Origin of the sequence: Sphingomonas sp. S6, assembly GCF_043498045.1 — a bacterium.
Taxonomy (GTDB): domain Bacteria; phylum Pseudomonadota; class Alphaproteobacteria; order Sphingomonadales; family Sphingomonadaceae; genus Sphingomonas.
The window spans coordinates 1-18,885 of record NZ_JBIEOE010000007.1 but is presented as its reverse complement, the minus strand read 5'-3'; the positions used below and the strand labels follow the sequence as shown (position 1 = coordinate 18,885).

Annotated in this window: 13 protein-coding genes; 4 read left to right on the top strand and 9 right to left on the bottom strand. The window is 65.7% G+C overall.

Annotation, left to right across the window (positions count from 1 at the left end; genetic code table 11):
- Positions 1-64 precede the first annotated feature (64 nt).
- Genes carB through carA form a run of 3 tightly spaced genes read right to left on the bottom strand, consistent with a single transcriptional unit; the run spans position 65 to position 4,949 of the window.
- Positions 65-3,388: a carbamoyl-phosphate synthase large subunit gene (carB, locus tag ACGVWT_RS12395; RefSeq protein WP_315462704.1), complete on the bottom strand. Its 3,324-nt coding sequence runs from the start codon at positions 3,386-3,388 to the stop codon at positions 65-67.
- Positions 3,388-3,771, bottom strand: a complete 384-nt coding sequence (locus ACGVWT_RS12390) for a hypothetical protein (RefSeq protein ID WP_394426594.1) — start codon at positions 3,769-3,771, stop codon at positions 3,388-3,390. Before ACGVWT_RS12390 ends, carB begins: the two co-directional genes overlap by 1 nt.
- Positions 3,768-4,949 (bottom strand): glutamine-hydrolyzing carbamoyl-phosphate synthase small subunit, encoded by a 1,182-nt coding sequence (carA, locus tag ACGVWT_RS12385; RefSeq protein ID WP_315462703.1) that lies wholly within the window; start codon positions 4,947-4,949, stop codon positions 3,768-3,770. Before carA ends, ACGVWT_RS12390 begins: the two co-directional genes overlap by 4 nt.
- A gap of 142 nt (positions 4,950-5,091) precedes the next feature.
- Here carA and ACGVWT_RS12380 point away from each other — a divergent pair, with 142 nt between their 5' ends.
- From ACGVWT_RS12380 to rpoD, 3 genes are all read left to right on the top strand, one after another.
- Entirely contained in the window at positions 5,092-5,544 is a 453-nt protein-coding gene (locus ACGVWT_RS12380) for a GatB/YqeY domain-containing protein (RefSeq protein ID WP_315462702.1), read from the top strand.
- A 381-nt stretch (positions 5,545-5,925) separates the two neighbouring features.
- Positions 5,926-7,806: a DNA primase gene (gene dnaG / locus ACGVWT_RS12375; RefSeq protein WP_315462701.1), complete on the top strand. Its 1,881-nt coding sequence runs from the start codon at positions 5,926-5,928 to the stop codon at positions 7,804-7,806.
- On the top strand, positions 7,806-9,842 hold the full coding sequence (gene rpoD, locus ACGVWT_RS12370; protein ID WP_063688196.1) for an RNA polymerase sigma factor RpoD: 2,037 nt from the start codon (positions 7,806-7,808) through the stop codon (positions 9,840-9,842). The genes dnaG and rpoD overlap by 1 nt, the downstream gene beginning before the upstream one ends.
- Positions 9,843-9,971: 129 nt before the next feature.
- Here rpoD and ACGVWT_RS12365 read toward each other — a convergent pair whose 3' ends face one another.
- The 5 genes from ACGVWT_RS12365 to ACGVWT_RS12345 form a co-directional block, all read right to left on the bottom strand.
- Positions 9,972-10,286: a cytochrome C oxidase subunit IV family protein gene (locus ACGVWT_RS12365; protein ID WP_315462700.1), complete on the bottom strand. Its 315-nt coding sequence runs from the start codon at positions 10,284-10,286 to the stop codon at positions 9,972-9,974.
- Positions 10,283-10,909 carry a cytochrome c oxidase subunit 3 gene (locus ACGVWT_RS12360; RefSeq protein WP_315462699.1) on the bottom strand — a complete coding sequence of 209 codons (627 nt, stop codon included), beginning with the start codon at positions 10,907-10,909 and terminating at the stop codon, positions 10,283-10,285. The genes ACGVWT_RS12365 and ACGVWT_RS12360 overlap by 4 nt, the downstream gene beginning before the upstream one ends.
- The gene (locus tag ACGVWT_RS12355; protein ID WP_315462698.1) at positions 10,906-13,005 is read right to left on the bottom strand and encodes a cbb3-type cytochrome c oxidase subunit I; all 2,100 of its coding nucleotides are present in this window, start codon (positions 13,003-13,005) and stop codon (positions 10,906-10,908) included. The genes ACGVWT_RS12360 and ACGVWT_RS12355 overlap by 4 nt, the downstream gene beginning before the upstream one ends.
- Positions 13,002-13,868, bottom strand: coding sequence for a cytochrome ubiquinol oxidase subunit II (locus ACGVWT_RS12350; RefSeq protein WP_315462697.1), 867 nt, complete (start codon positions 13,866-13,868; stop codon positions 13,002-13,004). The genes ACGVWT_RS12355 and ACGVWT_RS12350 overlap by 4 nt, the downstream gene beginning before the upstream one ends.
- A 107-nt stretch (positions 13,869-13,975) precedes the next feature.
- Entirely contained in the window at positions 13,976-16,453 is a 2,478-nt protein-coding gene (locus ACGVWT_RS12345) for a glycoside hydrolase family 3 protein (protein WP_315462696.1), read from the bottom strand.
- A 187-nt stretch (positions 16,454-16,640) separates the two neighbouring features.
- Between ACGVWT_RS12345 and ACGVWT_RS12340 the strand changes: the two genes are divergently transcribed.
- Positions 16,641-18,713, top strand: coding sequence for a TonB-dependent siderophore receptor (locus tag ACGVWT_RS12340; RefSeq protein ID WP_315462695.1), 2,073 nt, complete (start codon positions 16,641-16,643; stop codon positions 18,711-18,713).
- A gap of 19 nt (positions 18,714-18,732) precedes the next feature.
- On the opposite strand, the gene ACGVWT_RS12335 is transcribed toward ACGVWT_RS12340, so the two are convergent.
- The coding region (locus ACGVWT_RS12335; RefSeq protein WP_394426719.1) for an SDR family oxidoreductase at positions 18,733-18,885 on the bottom strand (153 nt) is incomplete at its 5' end.

Sequence of the window (18,885 nt, the reverse complement as noted above, 5' to 3'; positions counted from 1 at the left end):
GCTTCATCCCCGCGGGCGGGCCGTTTTCCGGCCCGCCCCCGCACATCACGTCATTATGTCGGGATCAGTTGTGCGACTGCGAATAGTAGGATTGCAGGGGGCGGACTTCAAGGGAGGCGACGCCGATTGCCGCAGCCGCCTGCACGCTGGCGGGGGCCGTGGTGAAATACGGGATCTTCTGCGCCAGCGCCGCCTGCCGGATCGGCTTGGAATCCTTCAGGCTCTGCCAGCCCTCGGTCGTGTTGAAGATCAGCGTCACCTCGCCGTCCATGATCCGGTCGAGGATGTGCGGCCGCCCCTGCGCGACCTTGTTGACCTTCTCCACCGCCAGCCCTGCGGTCTCCAGGTAATCGGCCGTGCCGCCGGTCGCCAGCACCTTGAAGCCGCGCGCCAGCAGCGCCTTCACCGCCGGTACGATATGCGGCTTGTCGCCGTCCTTCACGCTGACGAAGGCGGTGCCGCCGGTCGGCAGCACGGTGCCCGCACCCAGCTGCGACTTCATGAAGGCGGTGGTGAAGTCGGGGTCGATCCCTATGACTTCGCCCGTGCTCTTCATTTCCGGCGACAGCACGGGGTCGATGCCGGGGAAGCGGTTGAACGGGAAGACGGCTTCCTTGACCGCATAATAATCGATGTGGCGGTCGATCGGCGGCATGTCGGCGAGCTTCTCGCCCGCCATCACGCGGCTGGCGATCTTGGCGATGGGCGCGCCGATCGCCTTGGCGACGAAGGGCACGGTGCGGCTGGCGCGCGGGTTCACCTCGATCAGGTAAACTTCGCCATCCTTCACCGCGAACTGGATGTTCATCAGCCCCTTGACGCCCAGCGCATGCGCCAGCGCCACCGTCTGCCGCTCGATCTCGGCGATCGTCTCGGGAGTGAGCGAATAGGGCGGGATCGAACAGGCGCTGTCGCCCGAATGGACGCCGGCTTCCTCAATATGCTGCAGCAGGCCCGCGACCACGACCTCGTCGCCGTCGCACACCGCATCGACATCGACCTCGATCGCGTCGCGCAGATACTGGTCGATCAGCACCGGGCTCTCGCCCGACACCTGCACCGCGGTCTGGATGTAATCGTCGAGCTGCTGCAGGCTGTCGACGATTTCCATCGCCCGGCCGCCCAGCACATAGCTGGGGCGCATCAGCACCGGATAGCCGATCCGCTCCGCCGCCGCGACCGCCTCGTCGCGGCTGCGCGCCAGGCCGTTCGCCGGCTGCTTCAGGCGCAGCTTGTTGACCAGCGCCGCGAACCGCTCGCGGTCCTCGGCCAGGTCGATCGCGTCGGGGCTGGTGCCCAGGATCGGAATCCCCGCCTTCTCCAGCGCCCGCGCCAGGTTCAGCGGCGTCTGCCCGCCGAACTGCACGATCACGCCGGCCAGCTCGCCCTTCGACTGTTCGACGTGGAGGATTTCGAGCACGTCCTCTGCCGTGAGTGGCTCGAAATACAGGCGGTCCGACGTGTCATAGTCGGTGCTCACCGTCTCCGGATTGCAGTTGACCATGATCGTCTCATAGCCCGCATCCGCCAGCGCGAAGCAGGCGTGGCAGCAGCAATAGTCGAATTCGATCCCCTGTCCGATCCGGTTCGGGCCACCGCCCAGGATCACCACCTTGCGGCGGTCGGACGGCATGCTCTCGTCCTCGGGCTCGCCGAACGACGGCGCCTCATAGGTCGAATACATATAGGGCGTCTTGGCGTCGAACTCGGCGGCGCAGGTGTCGATCCGCTTGAAGACCGGGCGCACCCCCAGCCGATGGCGCAGCGCGCGCACCTCGTCCTCGGTCACGCCGCCGGTCATCGCCACGACCGCCTCGTGGATCAGGCCCGATCCGCGCGCGATGCCCCGCTCCATGCCGCGCAGATTGGCGGACTTCAGCGCCAGATAGGCGAGCCGCTTGTCGCTGAAGCCCATCGACTTCAGGCGGCGCATGCCCGCCGCTTCGATCGGCAGGCCGTTGCGGCACACTTCCTCTTCCGCTTCGACGATCTCGGCGATGCGCTCGAGGAACCACGGATCGAACTTGGCGATCGCATGCACTTCGGCGACGGTGAAGCCCTCGCGCAGCGCCTGGGCGGCGACCAGCAGCCGGTCCGGCGTCGGGTTGGCGAGCGCCGCCTCGATCTCCGCACGCGGTGCGCCGACCAGATGGTCGACCGCATTGAAGCCCGACAGGCCCGTCTCCAGGCCCCGCAGCGCCTTCTGCATCGATTCCTGGATGTTGCGGCCGATCGCCATCACCTCGCCGACCGACTTCATCGCCGTGCCCAGCACCGGCTCGGCGCCCTTGAACTTTTCGAAGGCGAAGCGCGGAATCTTGGTGACGACATAGTCGATCGTCGGCTCGAACGACGCCGGCGTCGCGCCGGTGATGTCATTGTCGATCTCGTCGAGCGTATAGCCCACCGCCAGCTTCGCCGCGACCTTGGCGATCGGGAAGCCCGTTGCCTTGGAGGCGAGCGCCGACGAGCGCGACACGCGCGGGTTCATTTCGATGACGACCAGGCGGCCGTCCTTGGGGTTCACTGCGAACTGGACGTTCGACCCGCCCGTCTCGACGCCAATCTCGCGCAGCACCGCGATGCTGGCGTTGCGCATGATCTGATATTCCTTGTCGGTCAGCGTCAGCGCCGGCGCGACGGTGATGGAATCGCCCGTGTGGACGCCCATCGGATCGACGTTCTCGATCGAACAGATGATGATGGCATTGTCGTTGCGATCCCGCACGACCTCCATCTCATATTCCTTCCAGCCGAGCAGCGATTCCTCGATCAGCACCTCGGTGGTCGGCGACGCGTCCAGGCCCTTGCGGACCATGTCGACGAATTCGGACCGGTTGTAGACGATGCCGCCGCCCGATCCGCCCATGGTGAAGCTCGGGCGGATGATCGCCGGCAGCCCGGTGATCTCCAGCCCCGCCAGCGCCTCCTCGACGGTATGCGCGATCGCCGAGCGGGCACTTTCCAGCCCGATCTTGTCCATCGCCACCTTGAACTTCTGGCGGTCCTCGGCCTTGTCGATCGCCTCGGCATCCGCGCCGATCATCTGGACGCCGAACTTTTCCAGCGTGCCGTCATGGAACAGCGCCAGCGCGGTGTTCAGCGCGGTCTGCCCGCCCATCGTCGGCAGGACCGCGTCGGGCCGCTCCTTCTCGATGATCTTCGCGACCACCGCGGGCGTGATCGGCTCGACATAGGTCGCGTCGGCCAGCTCGGGATCGGTCATGATCGTCGCCGGGTTCGAATTGACCAGGACGATGCGATAGCCCTCTTCCTTCAGCGCCTTGATCGCCTGCGTGCCCGAATAATCGAACTCGCACGCCTGACCGATAACGATCGGCCCCGCGCCGATGACGAGGATGGAGGAGATGTCGGTGCGCTTGGGCATTATTGGCTCGTCCAAGAGAGAGTAACGTAGAAGGGCTTTACGAACTTCGCGATGCACGTCAGTGCCGAATTGTCGGCGCTATTTTCCGGAAAGCTTAGGGTTGCCCAGTTATCGACATCGGTATCCCCGGCATTCGTCGTCAAAGTCCATTGCCGGATCCGGCACCGAGTAGCGATCCTGACCGGATAATCCGTCACTGGCTCGGAGATGCTTCTTGGATCTCCGGCGAGACGTTCGGCAGTATAGCTTTGAGGCGATCCCGGCTTTGTATAGGTAAGGTTGACCACGGTCTGTCGGACATGCGTTTGGTTCCACAGCATGGCCGCGACAGCCGATGCGGAAACGAGGCCAGCGCCAATGGCGACGCCGGCCAGCCTCCTCATCGCAGACTCCCCACGAACTTCTCGAACAGATACAGACTGTCCTGCGGCCCCGGGCTCGCTTCTGGATGATACTGCACACTGAACGCCGGACGATCTGTCAGCTCCAGCCCTGCATTCGACCCGTCGAACAGCGACACATGCGTCTCGCGCACGTTGGCCGGCAGCGACTCCCGTTCCACCGCGAAGCCGTGGTTCATGCTGGTGATCTCGACCGCACCGTCGCTCAGGCGCTTGACCGGATGGTTGGCACCGCGGTGGCCCTGGAACATCTTGGTGGTCGTCGCGCCGACCGCCAGCCCGAGCAGCTGATGGCCGAGGCAGATGCCGAACAGCGGCTTCCCCGTATCGAGCAGCTGCCGGATCACCGGCACCGCATAGTCGCCGGTCGCGGCGGGATCGCCGGGGCCGTTGGACAGGAAGATGCCGTCCGGGTTCTGCGCCATCACGTCGTCGAACGTCGCCTGCGCCGGCAGCACCGTCACCTTCGCGCCGGCCTTCACCAGATTGCGGAAGATGTTGTGCTTGCTGCCGTAATCGATCGCGACGACGTGCGGGCGTTCCCCCTCGCCCGCCGCACCATAGCCGAAGCCCAGCCGCCACACGTCGCCCTCGCGCGCCTCGCCCCAGGCATAATGCGTCTCGGTCGACACCGTCTTGGCGAGGTCCATGCCCTCCAGCCCCGGCCAGGCGCGTGCCATCTCCAGCAGCGCATCGAGATCGAACTCGCCGGTCGCCGAATGCGCGACCACGCCATTCGGCGCACCGCCCGCGCGGATGCGGCGGGTCAGCGCCCGCGTGTCGATGCCCGACAGGCCGATGCGCGCATGGCGCTTCATCCAGCCGTCCAGCCGCTCGACCGCGCGGAAGTTCGACGGCTCGGTCACGTCCTGCCGCACGATCATGCCCAGCGCATGCGGTGCGTCCGCCTCGATATCGTCGGGGTTGGCGCCGACGTTGCCGATGTGCGGAAAGGTGAACGTGATGATCTGGCCCGCGAACGACGGGTCAGTCATGATCTCCTGGTATCCGGTCATCGCGGTGTGGAAACACACCTCGCCCACCGCCGCGCCTTCCGCGCCGAAGCCGCGGCCCCAGGCCACCTCGCCGTTCGCGAGAACCAGAACGCCCGTCGCGCCGTCAGGCTTTGCGGGCATGGCAATGGGCTTGGCGTCGGCCATGGCTTGGCGGGCACTCCTGAAGGTTTCGTCTATGTCGCTAAGTGGCGCCCGCTACCCCCCAGCTTGGCCTAGGTCAACCGGTTCACGGGCCCGCCGCTTTCCGCTAGGGTCCCCGGCTTTCCCGTATTCGAGGCTTTCTTCCATGATTCGCGACGACATCAAGGCCGCCCAGGTCACCGCCATGAAGGCCGGCGACAAGGAAGCGCGCGCCGCGATCGGCCTGATCCAGGCGGCGATCAAGAACCGCGACATCGAATTGCGCACTGGCACCGCCCCGACCGACGACGACGCCGTGGTGGTCGAGGTGTTGCAGAAGATGGTGAAGCAGCGCCGCGAATCGATCCAGATGTACGAAACCGGCGGCCGCCAGGAACTCGCCGACGCCGAAAAGGCCGAGGTCGCGGTAATCGAACGCTTCCTCCCCGCCCAGATGAGCGACGCAGAAACCACCGCCGCGATCGAGGCGATCAAGGCAGAACTGGGCGCGGCCGGCATGAAGGACATGGGCCGCGTCATGGCAGAACTGAAGGCGCGCCACGCCGCCAACCTCGACATGAGCAAGGCGAGCGGCCTGGTGAAGGCGGCGCTGTCGTAAGCCCCTGCCCCGCCGTCCTCCGTCATCCCGACAAACGCCGCCCTCCATTCGTCATCCCGGCGCACGCCGGGATCCATGGAGAGGATGACCGCGCCGGATCGCGCCACCGCCAGCCTCGCGCGTCCATGGATCCCGGCCTTCGCCGGGATGACAAAATAAAGGAAGCCCTGTCCTACACGGAACAAACCATGTATAGAGCGCCTAGCTCTTTGCCATCGTCCACACGACCCGCGCTCATGGGCGCCAACGGCCACCCTATGGCCCGCTCGCACAGGGCCGCATCCGGGACGTTACGTATCGTCCACTTCGTCCACTTCCGCGCGCATCCGGCATCGGCGCATTGCCTAACCGCCCCCCATCGGGCATAGTAGAATCGCACGCATGAGCCTGTCACCGCAGTTCCTCGACGAGCTCCGCGCCCGCACCTCGCTGTCGGCGCTGATCGGCAAGACGACCAAGCTCACCAAGGCGGGTCGTGAGATGCGTGGCTGCTGCCCGTTCCACAACGAAAAGACGCCCAGCTTCTACGTCAACGACGACAAGGGCTTCTATCACTGCTTCGGCTGCTCGGCGCATGGCGATGCGATTCGGTGGATGACCGATCAGCGCGGGCTGCCCTTCATCGATGCGGTGAAGGAACTGGCCCAGGCCGCCGGCATGGACATGCCCGCGCAGGATCGCCGCGCCGCCGCCAAGGCCGAACGCGCCAAGGGCCTGCACGACGCGATGGCCGACGCCGCCAGCTGGTTCACCGAACAGCTGAACGGCATCGGCGGCGCCGAAGCCCGCGCCGTCCTCGCCAAGCGCGGCATCGCCCCCGATACCGCCCGCACCTTCGGCATGGGCTTTTCCCCCGACAGCCGCGGCAAGCTGAAGACCGCGCTGAAGGACTATGGCGACCCCGCGCTCGTCGAATGCGGCCTGCTGATCCAGGTCGAGGGGAAGGACCCCTACGATCGCTTCCGCGGCCGGCTGATGATCCCGATCCGCGACGCCCGCGGCCGGACGATCGCCTTCGGCGGCCGCGTGATCGGCGACGGCGAGCCCAAATATCTCAATTCCCCCGACACGCCGCTCTTCGACAAGGGCCGCACGCTCTACAACCTCGACCGCGCCGCCCCCGCTGCGCGCAAGGCGAACCGTGTGCTGGTGGTCGAAGGCTATATGGACGTCATCGCGCTGAGCCAGGCGGGCATTCACGAAGCCGTCGCCCCGCTCGGGACCGCGCTCACCGAAGCGCAGCTCGAACGGCTGTGGCGGATGGTCGACGTGCCGATCCTCTGCTTCGACGGCGACAGCGCCGGACAGAAGGCCGCGCTCCGCGCTGCGAACCGTGCCCTCCCCATGCTCGCGCCCGGCCGCAGCCTGTCCTTCGTCACGCTGCCCCAGGGGCAGGACCCCGACGATCTGGTAAAGGCCGGCGGCGCCGCCGCGATGGAGGCGCTGCTCGGCCAGCCCCAGCCGCTGGTCGACCGTCTGTGGCAAAGCGAGGTCGCCGCCGGTCCGCTCGACACGCCCGAACAGCGCGCCGGCCTGAAGCAGCGGCTCGCCGACCTCGCCGCGACGATCGCCGATGTGTCGGTCCGCAAGGAATATGAAAGCGACTTCCGCAATCGCTTCTACGAACATTTTGCCCCGAAACGCCGCGCCTTCACCCCCAACGCACCGCGCGCCCAGGGCAAGCGCGGGCCGGACGGCCAATGGAAACAGCCGATCGCCCCGCCGACCGAGGATGTGAAGGCCTTCCACGCCGCCGGCATCGATCGCGTGCTGGCCAAGGCGGTACTCGCCGGCCTGATCCGCCATCCGGTGGAGATCGCCCGGCATATGGAGGTGCTCGGCAGCCTCAAGCTGGTCGACGGCGCGCTCGGCCGATTGTTCGAGGCGGTTGTCGATGTCGCGCTCGAGGATCAGGCGCTTGATAGCGCGCGTCTGCGCACCATATTGGCGCGGAGTGGGTTCGATGCGATCGCCAGCGATCTGTTGAGGGCCGACACGATGCCCTATTCGTTCACGCAAAGCGGCGGCGACGTCAGCCGCGCCCGGGCCGATCTTGACGAGGCGATCGCCATTCTGGTGGCCCGCCCCGAAGTCGACCTGGCCCTGCACGAGGCGACCGTCTCGATGCAGGCGCATTTCACCGATGCGGCGTTCGAACGGCAGGTGGCATTGGTGAAAGAGAAACAGGCGTTGGAGCTTCGACTTGCAAATCTCGTGCAAGCGAACGAAGACGCCCGAGCGTTTGGTTCCGAGGACAATTGATGGCGAAGCTTAACGGTAACGGTGGTGACGACGGTAGCGATGGGGCCGATGCACCGCTGATCGACCTGAACGATGCCGACATCAAAAAGCTGATCGCGCGCGCCAAGAAGCGCGGCTACATCACCTACGACCAGCTGAACGAGGCGCTGCCGCAGGACCAGATGTCCTCCGATCAGCTCGAAGATATCATGGCGGCCCTCAACGAAATGGGCGTCAATATCGTCGAGAATGAGGAAGCCGGCGAGGACGGTGACGAAAAGGAGGCGTCCGAAGAGGACGAGGCCGAGGTCACCGAGGTCGACGGCGACGGTACCGCCGCGCCCGCGCTCGAGACCAAGAAGAAGGAAACCGTCGACCGGACCGACGATCCGGTCCGCATGTACCTGCGCGAAATGGGCGCGGTCGAACTGCTCAGCCGCGAGGGCGAAATCGCCATCGCCAAGCGGATCGAGGCCGGCCGGGACACGATGATCCTGGGCCTGTGCGAATCGCCGATCACCTTCAACGCCATCATCGACTGGTCGACGCAGCTCAACGAAGGCACGATGCAGCTGCGCGAGATCCTCGATCTCGACGCGATGCTCTCGAAGGGCCCGTCGGCCGAGCAGGTCGAGGGCGCCGAGGACGACGACACCGGCGAAATCAGCGAAAAGACCGCCGGCGCCAGCTTCAAGGAAGAGGCCGAGCCGGAAGAAGCGTCCGCGGATGACGAGGATGAGGACGGCAGCCCGCGCCCGCCGCGTCCCAGCGACGACGAGGAAGAGGACAACACCCTCAGCCTCGCGCAGATGGAAGAAACGCTCAAGCCGCAGGCGCTGGAGCGGTTCGCCAACATCACCGCGCTGTACAAGAAGTTCAGCAAGATCCAGCAGGCGCGCCTCGATGCGATGCAGGCGGGTGGCGAGTTGTCCGCGGCGGACGAGCGCAAGTATCAGAAGCTCCGCGAAGAGCTGACCGCCGAGGTCGAGAGCGTCCAGTTCCACAACGCGAAGATCGAATATCTCGTCGACCAGCTCTATGCCTTCAACCGGCGCCTCACCGCGCTGGGCGGCCAGATGCTGCGCCTCGCCGAACGCCACAAGGTCAGCCGCAAGGACTTCCTCGACCGCTATGTCGGCCACGAGACCGACGACACGTGGCTGCAATCGGTCGCGAAGCTCGACAAGAAGTGGGGCAATTTCGCCGCCAACGAGGAAGCGGCAGTCGATCGCATCCGTGGTGAGATCAGCGAGATTTCGCAGCAGACCGGCATGGCGCTTGGCGAATTCCGCCGCATCGTCAACATGGTGCAGAAGGCGGAGCGCGAGGCACGCATCGCCAAGAAGGAGATGGTCGAGGCGAACCTGCGCCTCGTGATCTCGATCGCCAAGAAGTACACGAACCGCGGACTTCAGTTCCTGGATCTGATCCAGGAGGGCAACATCGGCCTGATGAAGGCGGTCGATAAGTTCGAATACCGCCGCGGCTATAAGTTCTCGACCTATGCGACCTGGTGGATCCGTCAGGCGATCACACGCTCGATCGCCGATCAGGCGCGTACGATCCGCATCCCGGTCCATATGATCGAGACGATCAACAAGCTGGTCCGCACCAGCCGCCAGTTCCTCCACGAGCAGGGCCGCGAGCCCACGCCCGAGGAGATGGCGGAGCGCCTGAGCATGCCGCTCGAAAAGGTGCGCAAGGTTATGAAGATTGCCAAGGAACCGATCTCCCTCGAAACGCCGATCGGCGACGAGGAAGACAGCCACCTGGGCGACTTCATCGAGGACAAGAACGCCGTCATCCCGGTCGATGCCGCGATCCAGGCGAACCTCAAGGAAACGGTTACCCGCGTCCTTGCCTCGCTCACCCCGCGCGAAGAACGCGTGCTGCGCATGCGCTTCGGCATCGGCATGAACACCGACCATACGCTGGAAGAGGTCGGCCAGCAGTTCTCGGTGACGCGCGAACGTATCCGCCAGATCGAGGCGAAGGCGCTGCGCAAGCTCAAGCACCCCAGCCGCAGCCGCAAGATGCGCTCGTTCCTCGATCAGTAAGCCCGCAGTTATTCGTCATTGCGAGCGTAGCGACGCAATCCAGAGCCGAACCAGGACGCCCTGGATTGCTTCGCTCCGCTTGCAATGACGACAGGCGGGACTTGGTTGCTACTTTCGAAGACGGATGACCTACCCCATCCGCCCCCTCAGGTTGAACAGGATCACCAGCGTCCCACTCGCCATCAGCGCGATGATCAGCGCGGTGAACAGGATCAGCTGAAGGTCATGCCGTGAGGACCGCTTCAGCCCGATGTGGAGGAAGCAGCGGAACTGCACCACCATCTGCACGAACCCCAGCGCCAGCACGATCCCGAACGTCGTCCGGCTGGCAAAGCTCGGCCAGCGCACCGCCACGAATGCCGCTGCGGTCAGCGCCAGCGAACCCGCATAGCCGACCGCATAGGTCCGTAGCGCCGCAGCCCGCTCCCTGGCCGGATCGCTCATCGGATCGCCCCCGGCAGATAGACGAGGCTAAAGATCGCGATCCAGACGATGTCGATCAGATGCCAGAACAGCCCCAGCCGCAGCAGATTGACCCGCACCCTGGCATCGCAGCCGTAAGCGACGATCTGCCCGATCATCACCACCAGCCAGAAGCTGCCGACCGCGACATGCAGCCCATGCAGCCCGACGAGGGCGAAGAAGGACGACAGGAAACCGCTCCGCGTCGGAAAGGCGCCATGAGCAAACATCGTCGCAAAGTCGTTCGCCTCCAGCGCCAGGAAGCTCAGCCCCAGCCCCAGCGTCGCGACCAGCCAGCCGATCAGCACGCGCCGCGGCTCTCGCCAGGTCATGGCGACACTCGCCCGGCCGAAGGTCGCGCTGCTGGTCAGTAGCAACAGCGTTTCGACGAAGGTTGGCAGCAGCTTGAACTCGGACGCCGGCGTCGGCCCGCCAACCGTGCTGGCCACCATCGTGCCATAGGTCGCGAACAGCAAAGCGAAGAGCACGGCATCGCTCATCAGGAACAGCCAGAAGCCGAAGATCGCCGTCTCCGCCTGCTCCCTGTCCAACCCCTCGCTCTTGCCGAGCGGCAGGCCGACATGCGCCAGTTCGGGATCGCTCATGCCTTGATCTCCGCCCGACCGCGATTGGCGTCGCTCATCTCCGTCTGCCGCGGCGTCGGCGGCGTCGCGTGAACCAACGCGAGCCAGGCATGATGCTCCGCCGCGACCTGCCGCGCCGGGATGGCCCGATGCTGTCCCCGCCCAAAGCTGCGCAACGCCACCGCCGCGACGACAAGCTCGACGCCAACGACCGCCAGCCACCACATGCCCCACACCAGCCCGAACGCCGCCATCGCCGCGGACAGGCCGATCGCCATACCGCTGATGGCATTGCGCGGCATGTCGATGGCTTCATAGCCTGCGGGCCGCTGGTACGGATCGGGCTTTGCCGCGTCGTGCTTGCGATCGTAAAACCAATCACGCCGATCGACCGGCGGCAGCACGGCAAAGTTGTACGCCGGTGGCGGCGACGGGATCGCCCACTCCAGGCTCCGCCCGTCCCACGCATCGCCGGCCGGCACCCGCCTCGCGTCGCGGGTTTGGACACTCACCCACAATTGCATGCCCAGCGAGACGAGCGCGGCGAGCAGCACGAATGCGCCAAAGCAGGCGACATACAGCCATGGCCGGAAATCGGGTTCGAAGATCGCGCTCGTCCGCCGCGCCATCCCGCTCGCGCCAAGCACGTACAGCGGCATGAACGCAAGGTAGAAGCCCGTTACCCAGCACGCCACCGCAATCCGCCCCCAGCGCTCGTCGAGGCGGAAGCCGAACGCCTTGGGAAACCAATAGGTATAGCCGGCCAGCATCCCGTACAGCAGCCCGGGGATCAGCATGTTGTGGAAGTGCGCGACGAGGAACAGCGTGTTGTGGACGAGGTAATCGAGCGGCGGCATCGCCAGCACGATGCCCGTCAGGCCGCCCAGCACGAACGTCATCATGAAGGCGATGGCATACAGCATCGGCACGCTGAACCGCACCTCGCCACGAAACATCGTCCAGATCCAGTCGTAGATCTTCACGCCCGTCGGCACGCCGATCGTCATCGTCGCGATGCCAAATACCGCGTTGATCTCAGCCGATTGTCCCATGGTGAAGAAGTGGTGGACCCAGACGGTAAAGCTCAACACCGCAATCGCCATCGTTGCGATGACGAGCGAGGTGTAGCCGTACAGATCCTTGCCGGAAAAGGTCGACACGACTTCCGAATAGACGCCGAACGCCGGCAGGATCAGGATGTACACCTCCGGGTGGCCGAACAGCCAGAAGAGGTTGGCATAGTTCATCATGTTCCCGCCGAGGTCGTTGGTGAACATGTGGAAGCCCAGATACCGGTCGAGCGCGAGCAGGCCCGTCGCGACGGTCAGCGGCGGCAGCGCGAAGATCATCAGGATCGCCGTGCAGAGCGACGTCCAGCAGAACATCGGCATGCGCATCATGGTCATGCCCGGACACCGCAACTTGTAGAGCGTGCAGGCGATGTTGATCCCCGCCATCGTCGAGCTGATCGACGACAGGGTCACCGCCCATATCCAGTAATCGACGCCGACGCCGGGGCTGAACGCTCGCTCGGTATAGGGTGGATAGCCGCTCCACCCGCCGGTCGAGAATTGGCCGACGACGAGGCTCGCCATCATCAGCCCAGCCGCGCCGATCGTCAGCCACAGCGCGATCGAATTGGCCCATGGGAAGGCCATGTCGCGCGCACCGATCTGCAGCGGCATGACGTAATTGATCAGGCCGGTGAGGAACGGCATCGCCATGAAGAAGATCATGATCGATCCGTGCGTCGAGAACAGCTGGCCGAAATGGTCGGGCGACAGGAAGCCCGGATCGCCGATCGCCACCGCCTGCTGCACCCGCATCAGCACCGCCTCGACCAGCGCGCGGCTCAGCATCACGAATGCCGTGACGATATACATGATGCCGATCTTCTTGTGGTCGAGGCTGGTCAGCCATTCCGTCCACAGCCGACCCCACAGCCGATACCGGGTCAGCAACACCACGACCGCAATGGCGCCGATCACCACCAGCCCGCCGGCCGCGGCACCGACTATCTCGCTCGCATTCGGATTCTGCCAAGCCCGCACGAACGGCAGATCGCTCCAGGAGAACCGCCCGAGCAGCGCCGGAAAAACGGGGGACACGGCGGTCATCGATGGTCCTTCCTGTGGCCGTGATCGCCCCCCTGCGCGACGACCCGATCGAAGAGCTGCGGCGTCACGCTGGAGAAGACGACCGGTCGCGCGATCACCGAACGGGCAGACAACCGGCGCCATGCCGCGGCATCGAGCGGCCGATGCGCCTCATGCGCCTTATCCCGCCAGCGATCGTACGCGCCGGCCGGAAGCGCCACCACGTCGAAGCGCTGATGCGCAAAGCCATCGCCATTGTATTGCGTATTGGCGCCGCGATAGCGCCCGGGGCGCGACGCCATGATGTGGAGCTGCGTCGTCATGCCCGCCATCGCATAGACCTGCCCCGCGAGTTGAGGGATCATCAGCGACTGCATCACCGTCCCGCTGGTCAGCCGGATACGCACCGGACGCCCCGCGGGAATGGTCAGGCGATCGACCGCGGCGATCCCCTCCCCCGGATAGACGAACACCCATTTCCAATCGAGTGCGATCGCCTGGACCTCGACCGGCGGTCCGCCGGGCAGCGGCCGATAGGGGTCGTCGCGGATCGTGTGGTGCCACAGTAGCACCGCAAGGCCGATGACGATCGCGGTCGGCGGGATCCAGATCAGCGCCTCGACCGGCCAGGAGAAGGACCAGTTGGGGCGATAGGCGTGGCGGGTATTCGACAGCCGGTAATGCCAGGCGAACAGCGGCACGAGCAGCAGCACCGGCCCGGCGACGAACACGAGCACACAGGCGAGCACGACGAACAGATGACGCTGATCCGCCGCGACCGGCCCGGCGGCGTTGACGAACCCGTGCGACAGCGCGGCGCAGCCACTCGACGCCAGCACCAGCGCACCGCCGACCACCAGCCGCACGAGACCCTTTGCGCCCACGTCGTCCCCTTCTCGATCCGGTCCCCATCGCCGGCGTCCCATGTCGTCAGACGAATGCCCGGCAGGCCGGTTCCCGCGCGATCAAGGCGAGGACCGGCTTACCAGATTCAGCGCGTGCCGCAGCTCACCGGCCCCGGCGGCGCGCTGGCGATGCGGACGCCCGAGACATCCATGCCGAGCCGCCCGGTGGTCGCGATCACCCAGGGACGCTGCACCGACCCCATCGTCGCGCCACCCTGCGCAAAGCAGCGCAGCGGCACGGCGATCTGCCGCCATTCGCCGACTTCGCCTTTCAGCGCACCGGTGATCGGCACCGCGCCGGCCGCTTTGCCCAGCACCCCCAGCGTCACCTCCGCAGTGGGCCCCTGCGTCACACGATAGTCGACAATCAGGCTGAGATCGCCGTTCGTCTCCCGCGTCAGATCGATCGGCGTCGCTTCGTCCAGATAGGCGTTCGCCGCACCCGTACCGGCGAACACGAGGCGCAGACTATCCTCCTGCGAATTGCGGTCGACCCGGCTGAGCTGCACCGGTCCCTGCGTCTCCAGCCGCGCGCCGGGGACGATGCGCCCGCGCACGAACAAGGCGTTCTGATCGGCCGCACCGCCCGCGGGCCTCGCCTCGCTCAGTTGCGGCACCACGGCGCCCTTCGCATAGGTCAGGCCATAGCCGAACGGGAACAGCGGGTCGTAATTGGGATCGCGCCGGTTGAGCACATATTGGTCGAGCCGCTTGGGCCACGAAACGCTGAGCGTGCCATGGAAGTCGTTGCGCGGCTTGCCGTCGCGCCCCGCAATCAGCACGTCGGCGACGCCGCCGCCCTCCGTGCCGGGAAGGAAGGCCGCAACGAACGCATCGGCCGCGTTCAACTCCGGGTTCACCCACAGCGGCCGCCCCGACAGGAACACCGCGACGACCGGGATACCCGCGGCCTTCAGCTTCTTGAGCAGCGCAAGGTCGCTTTTGTCTTCGGGGCTGTATTCCAGCGTCGGTCGGTCACCGGTAAATTCCGCATAAGGCGTTTCGCCGAACACGACGATCGCAGCATCGGGCTTGGTCGTATAGGCGCCATCGACCGCCAGCGTCGCCTTGCCGCCGCCCGCCCGCACCGCCTGATCGATGCCACTCCAGATCGACTGACCGTTCGGAAAGGCCGCGTTGGTGACGCCCGTGCCCTGCCAGGTGATCGACCAACCGCCCGACTGCTGGCCGATGTTGTCCGCGCCGCGCCCGGCGACGAGGATATTGGCACTAGGCTTCAGCGGCAGCACGCCGCCGTTGTTCTTGAGCAGCACTAGCGATTCGCGCACCGCCTGCCGCGCGATCGCGCGATGCGCCGGAGCGCCGAGCAGGTCGAACTTCCCCGCCATCGGGCGCGAGGACGGCCGCCCGGCATCAAACGTGCCTGCCAACATCTTCACCCGCAGGATCCGCCGTACCGCATCGTCCAGCCGCGCGGCCGGAATCGTCCCGTCCTTCGCCTCGCGCAGCGTGTTCGCGTACAGCTCCTTCCACTTCGAGCCGGAATACATGAACATGTCGAGGCCCGCATTGATCGCTGCCGGGCAATCTTCGTTGCTGCATCCCGGCACTTGGCCATGCGCGTTCCAGTCGCCGATCGCAAAGCCGTCGAAGCCCATCCGCTGCTTCAGCACGCCGGTCAGCAGACTTTTGTTGCCGGTCATCTTGACGCCGTTCCAGCTGGAAAAGCTCGGCATCACGGTCAGCGCGCCCGCGGCGAGGCCACTTTTGTAGCCTGCGGCATGCACGTCGCGCAGCACCTGTTCGCTGACACGTGTGTCGCCCTGATCGCGGCCACCCGTGCCGCCGTCGCCCAGGAAATGCTTCACCGAGGAAATGACATGGCCGGGCGTCATGAAGTCTTGGCCGACCGTGCCCTGCAACCCTTCGACCATCTGCCCGGCATAGGCCTGGACGATCTCCGGCTCTTCCGAATAGCTTTCGTAGGTCCGCCCCCAGCGGTCGTCCTGCACCACCGCCACCGTCGGCGCGAAGCTCCAGTCGATGCCCGTCGCCGCCGTTTCCGCCGCGGTCGCGGCACCGATCCGCCGGATCAGCGCCGGATCACGCGTCGCGCCAAGGCCGATATTGTGCGGGAACAGCGTCGCACCGACGATATTGTTATCGCCATGCACCGCGTCGGTGCCCCAGATGATCGGCACCACCGGCCGCCCGTCGCTGCGCTTCACCGAGGCGTCGTAGAACGCGTCGAACAGCTTCAGCCATTCCGCAGCAGGGGCGAATTCGTCGCTGTTGGGCGCCGAATTGCCCCCGTTCAGAACCGAGCCGATTTTGTACGTCTCGAGGTCTTTGGGCGTGATCGAGGCGATATCGACCTGGATCATCTGGCCGACCTTATCCTCCACGCTCATCCGCTTGAGGATCGCGTCGACCCGCGCCTCGACTTTCGGATCGCGTTTCAGCTTCATCGGCAGCGTCGGCCACAGCTCGGGATGCGCGACGCCGGCAGAAGCCCCCTGCTGCGCCAGCCCCTCTCCTGTCACCGTGCCGGCCGCCAGAGCGCTGGCGGCGACGATCATCGCCACGCTGCGGGAAAACGCCATTCATCCTCTCCTGATCCTGTCGGGCTGACTTGCCGGGCAGAGGCGAGCGCCGTCAACCGCTTAGGGCCACGCTTTATGGTTTCGCTATCATAAAACGGCTCCGCATGATGGCACCCAGCTACCCTTCGAGATAATTGCATACGATTCGCAATAGCGATATTGGCGCCCTATTATCAAAGGGGATTTCATGTCAGCTTTTGCATTGCTCGCCGGGACCGCGCTCGTCGCCCTGACACCGGGTGCCGCCGTCACCGACGATACCACCGACGCCCAGCGCAAGATTGCAGAGGGACAGACGGGCGCGGACATTCTGGTCCAGGGCCGCCTCACCGAGGCGCAGGCGACGACCAAGACCGACACGCCGGCGATCGAGGTGCCGCAGCCAGTCACGGTCATCGCAAGCGAGACCTATCTGGCGCAGGGGGCGATCAGCGTTGCCGATACGATGCGCTATGCAGCGGGCGTGCTCACCGACAGCTATGGCCGCGACACGCGCGTCGACACGTTCACCATCCGCGGCGTCAGTGCGCTGCAGTTTCGTGACGGCATGCGCGACATCTACAGCTATTACGTCAACATCGCGTCGGACCCGTACAACTTCTCACGGGTCGAGGTGGTGCGGGGTCCCGCCTCGGTATTGTTCGGACAGGGATCGATCGGCGGGCTCGTCAATCTCGTGTCGAAGACGCCGGTGTTCACGAATACGGGCGAGGTGCAGCTGACCTATGGCAGCTTCGACCGCAAAGAAGTGCTGGCCGACCTAAATCTTGCGGCCGGGGATAAGCTGGCGGGGCGCATCGTCGCGCGGGTGCGCGATGCCGGCACCTATGTCGATCACGTTCCCGACGATCGGATCATGATTGCCCCTTCGGTCACCTGGCGCCCGGACGCGCGCACCGACGTCACGCTGCTCGGCCTGTACCAGCAGGACAAGACCGGATCGACACTCAACTTCCTGCCGATCGTCGGCACGGTGCGCGACAATCGCGGCCGACCGCCACTTGATCCCTATCTCTTCGTCGGGAAGCCCGGCTGGGACCGGTATGACGGGCGCATGTGGCAGGGGTCGGCGCTGCTCACCCACCGGTTCAGCGATGCGGTGAAGCTCAGCCTGAAGGCGCGCTACATCGACAGCCACCTCACCTATAACACCCATTATCCCGACAGTTATTCGAATCCGACGGATCCCTACGTCCTCGGCAGCGATGGCCGTCTGATTGGCGTATATGCCGGGTCGCAGCTCGGACGACTGAACGTGTTGTCCACGGACAATAACGTGCAGGCCCGCTTTAACACCGGCGCGCATGTCGAACACACGTTGCTCGCGGGGGTCGACTATAGCTGGAACAAGGTCGGCACCACGTCCGCCTATGATTACCAGACGATCGATTTGTACAATATCGACTATGCCAACCTCGCGACGCCGGTCGCCACCGGCCCCTATTCGCGCGATACCCAGTCTCAGCTGGGCCTGTATGCGCAGGATCAGCTGCGCTTCTACGATCGCGTGTCGCTCGTCCTCGGCGTCCGCCGCGATCATGTGATCGGCCACAGCGGCGCAACCCGCACCTCGGACAGCGCCACCACCTTCCGCGCCGGCATCATCGGCGAGGTCGCGGCGAACATCTCGCCCTTCTTCAGTTATACCGAAAGCTTCCAGCCGATCGCCGGGACCACCAGCGACGGCACGCCGTTCCGTCCGCAGACCGGCACGCAATTCGAAGCGGGCGCCAAATGGCAGCCCGGCCCGAATACGATGGTCACCGCCACCGCCTTCCGCATAAAGGAAAACGGCCGCCCGATCACCGGCCCCGGCATGCGCATCACGCAGACCGGCGAACTGATGACCAAGGGGTTCGAGGTCGAGGCGACGCATAGCCTGCCCGGCCGGTTCGACCTGTCGCTCGCTTATGGCCACAACACGATTACCGGCGACGAGGAAGCGGCGGGATATTTTCCGCGCACCACCGCATCGGCGTGGACGACGAAGAGCTTCGACGCGCCGCTCGGCACGCTGCGGCTGGGCGCGGGCGTGCGCTATGCCGGCCGGCAGGTGACGAGCGACGCCAATTGGTCGATCGTGACGCCGGCCCGTGCGATGGTCGATGCCCTTGCCGAAATCACGCGCGAACGCTGGCGGCTGTCGCTCAACGCGACCAATCTGTTCGACCGGCGGGGCTATGCATCGTGCCTGGTCCGCGGCGACTGTTTCGCCAACGCGCCGCGCAACGTGATGCTGTCGCTGCGCTACGGCATCTGACGGTATCGGCTGGCGCGACCTAGCGCGCCAGCCACCCGCCATCGACGGCGAGGATATGGCCCTGGACATAGGCCGCGGCGTCGGAGGCGAGGAACACCGCCGCGCCGCCGAGGTCGGCGGCGTCGCCCCAGCGCCCCGCCGGGATGCGATCGAGGATCGCGGCGTTGCGGGC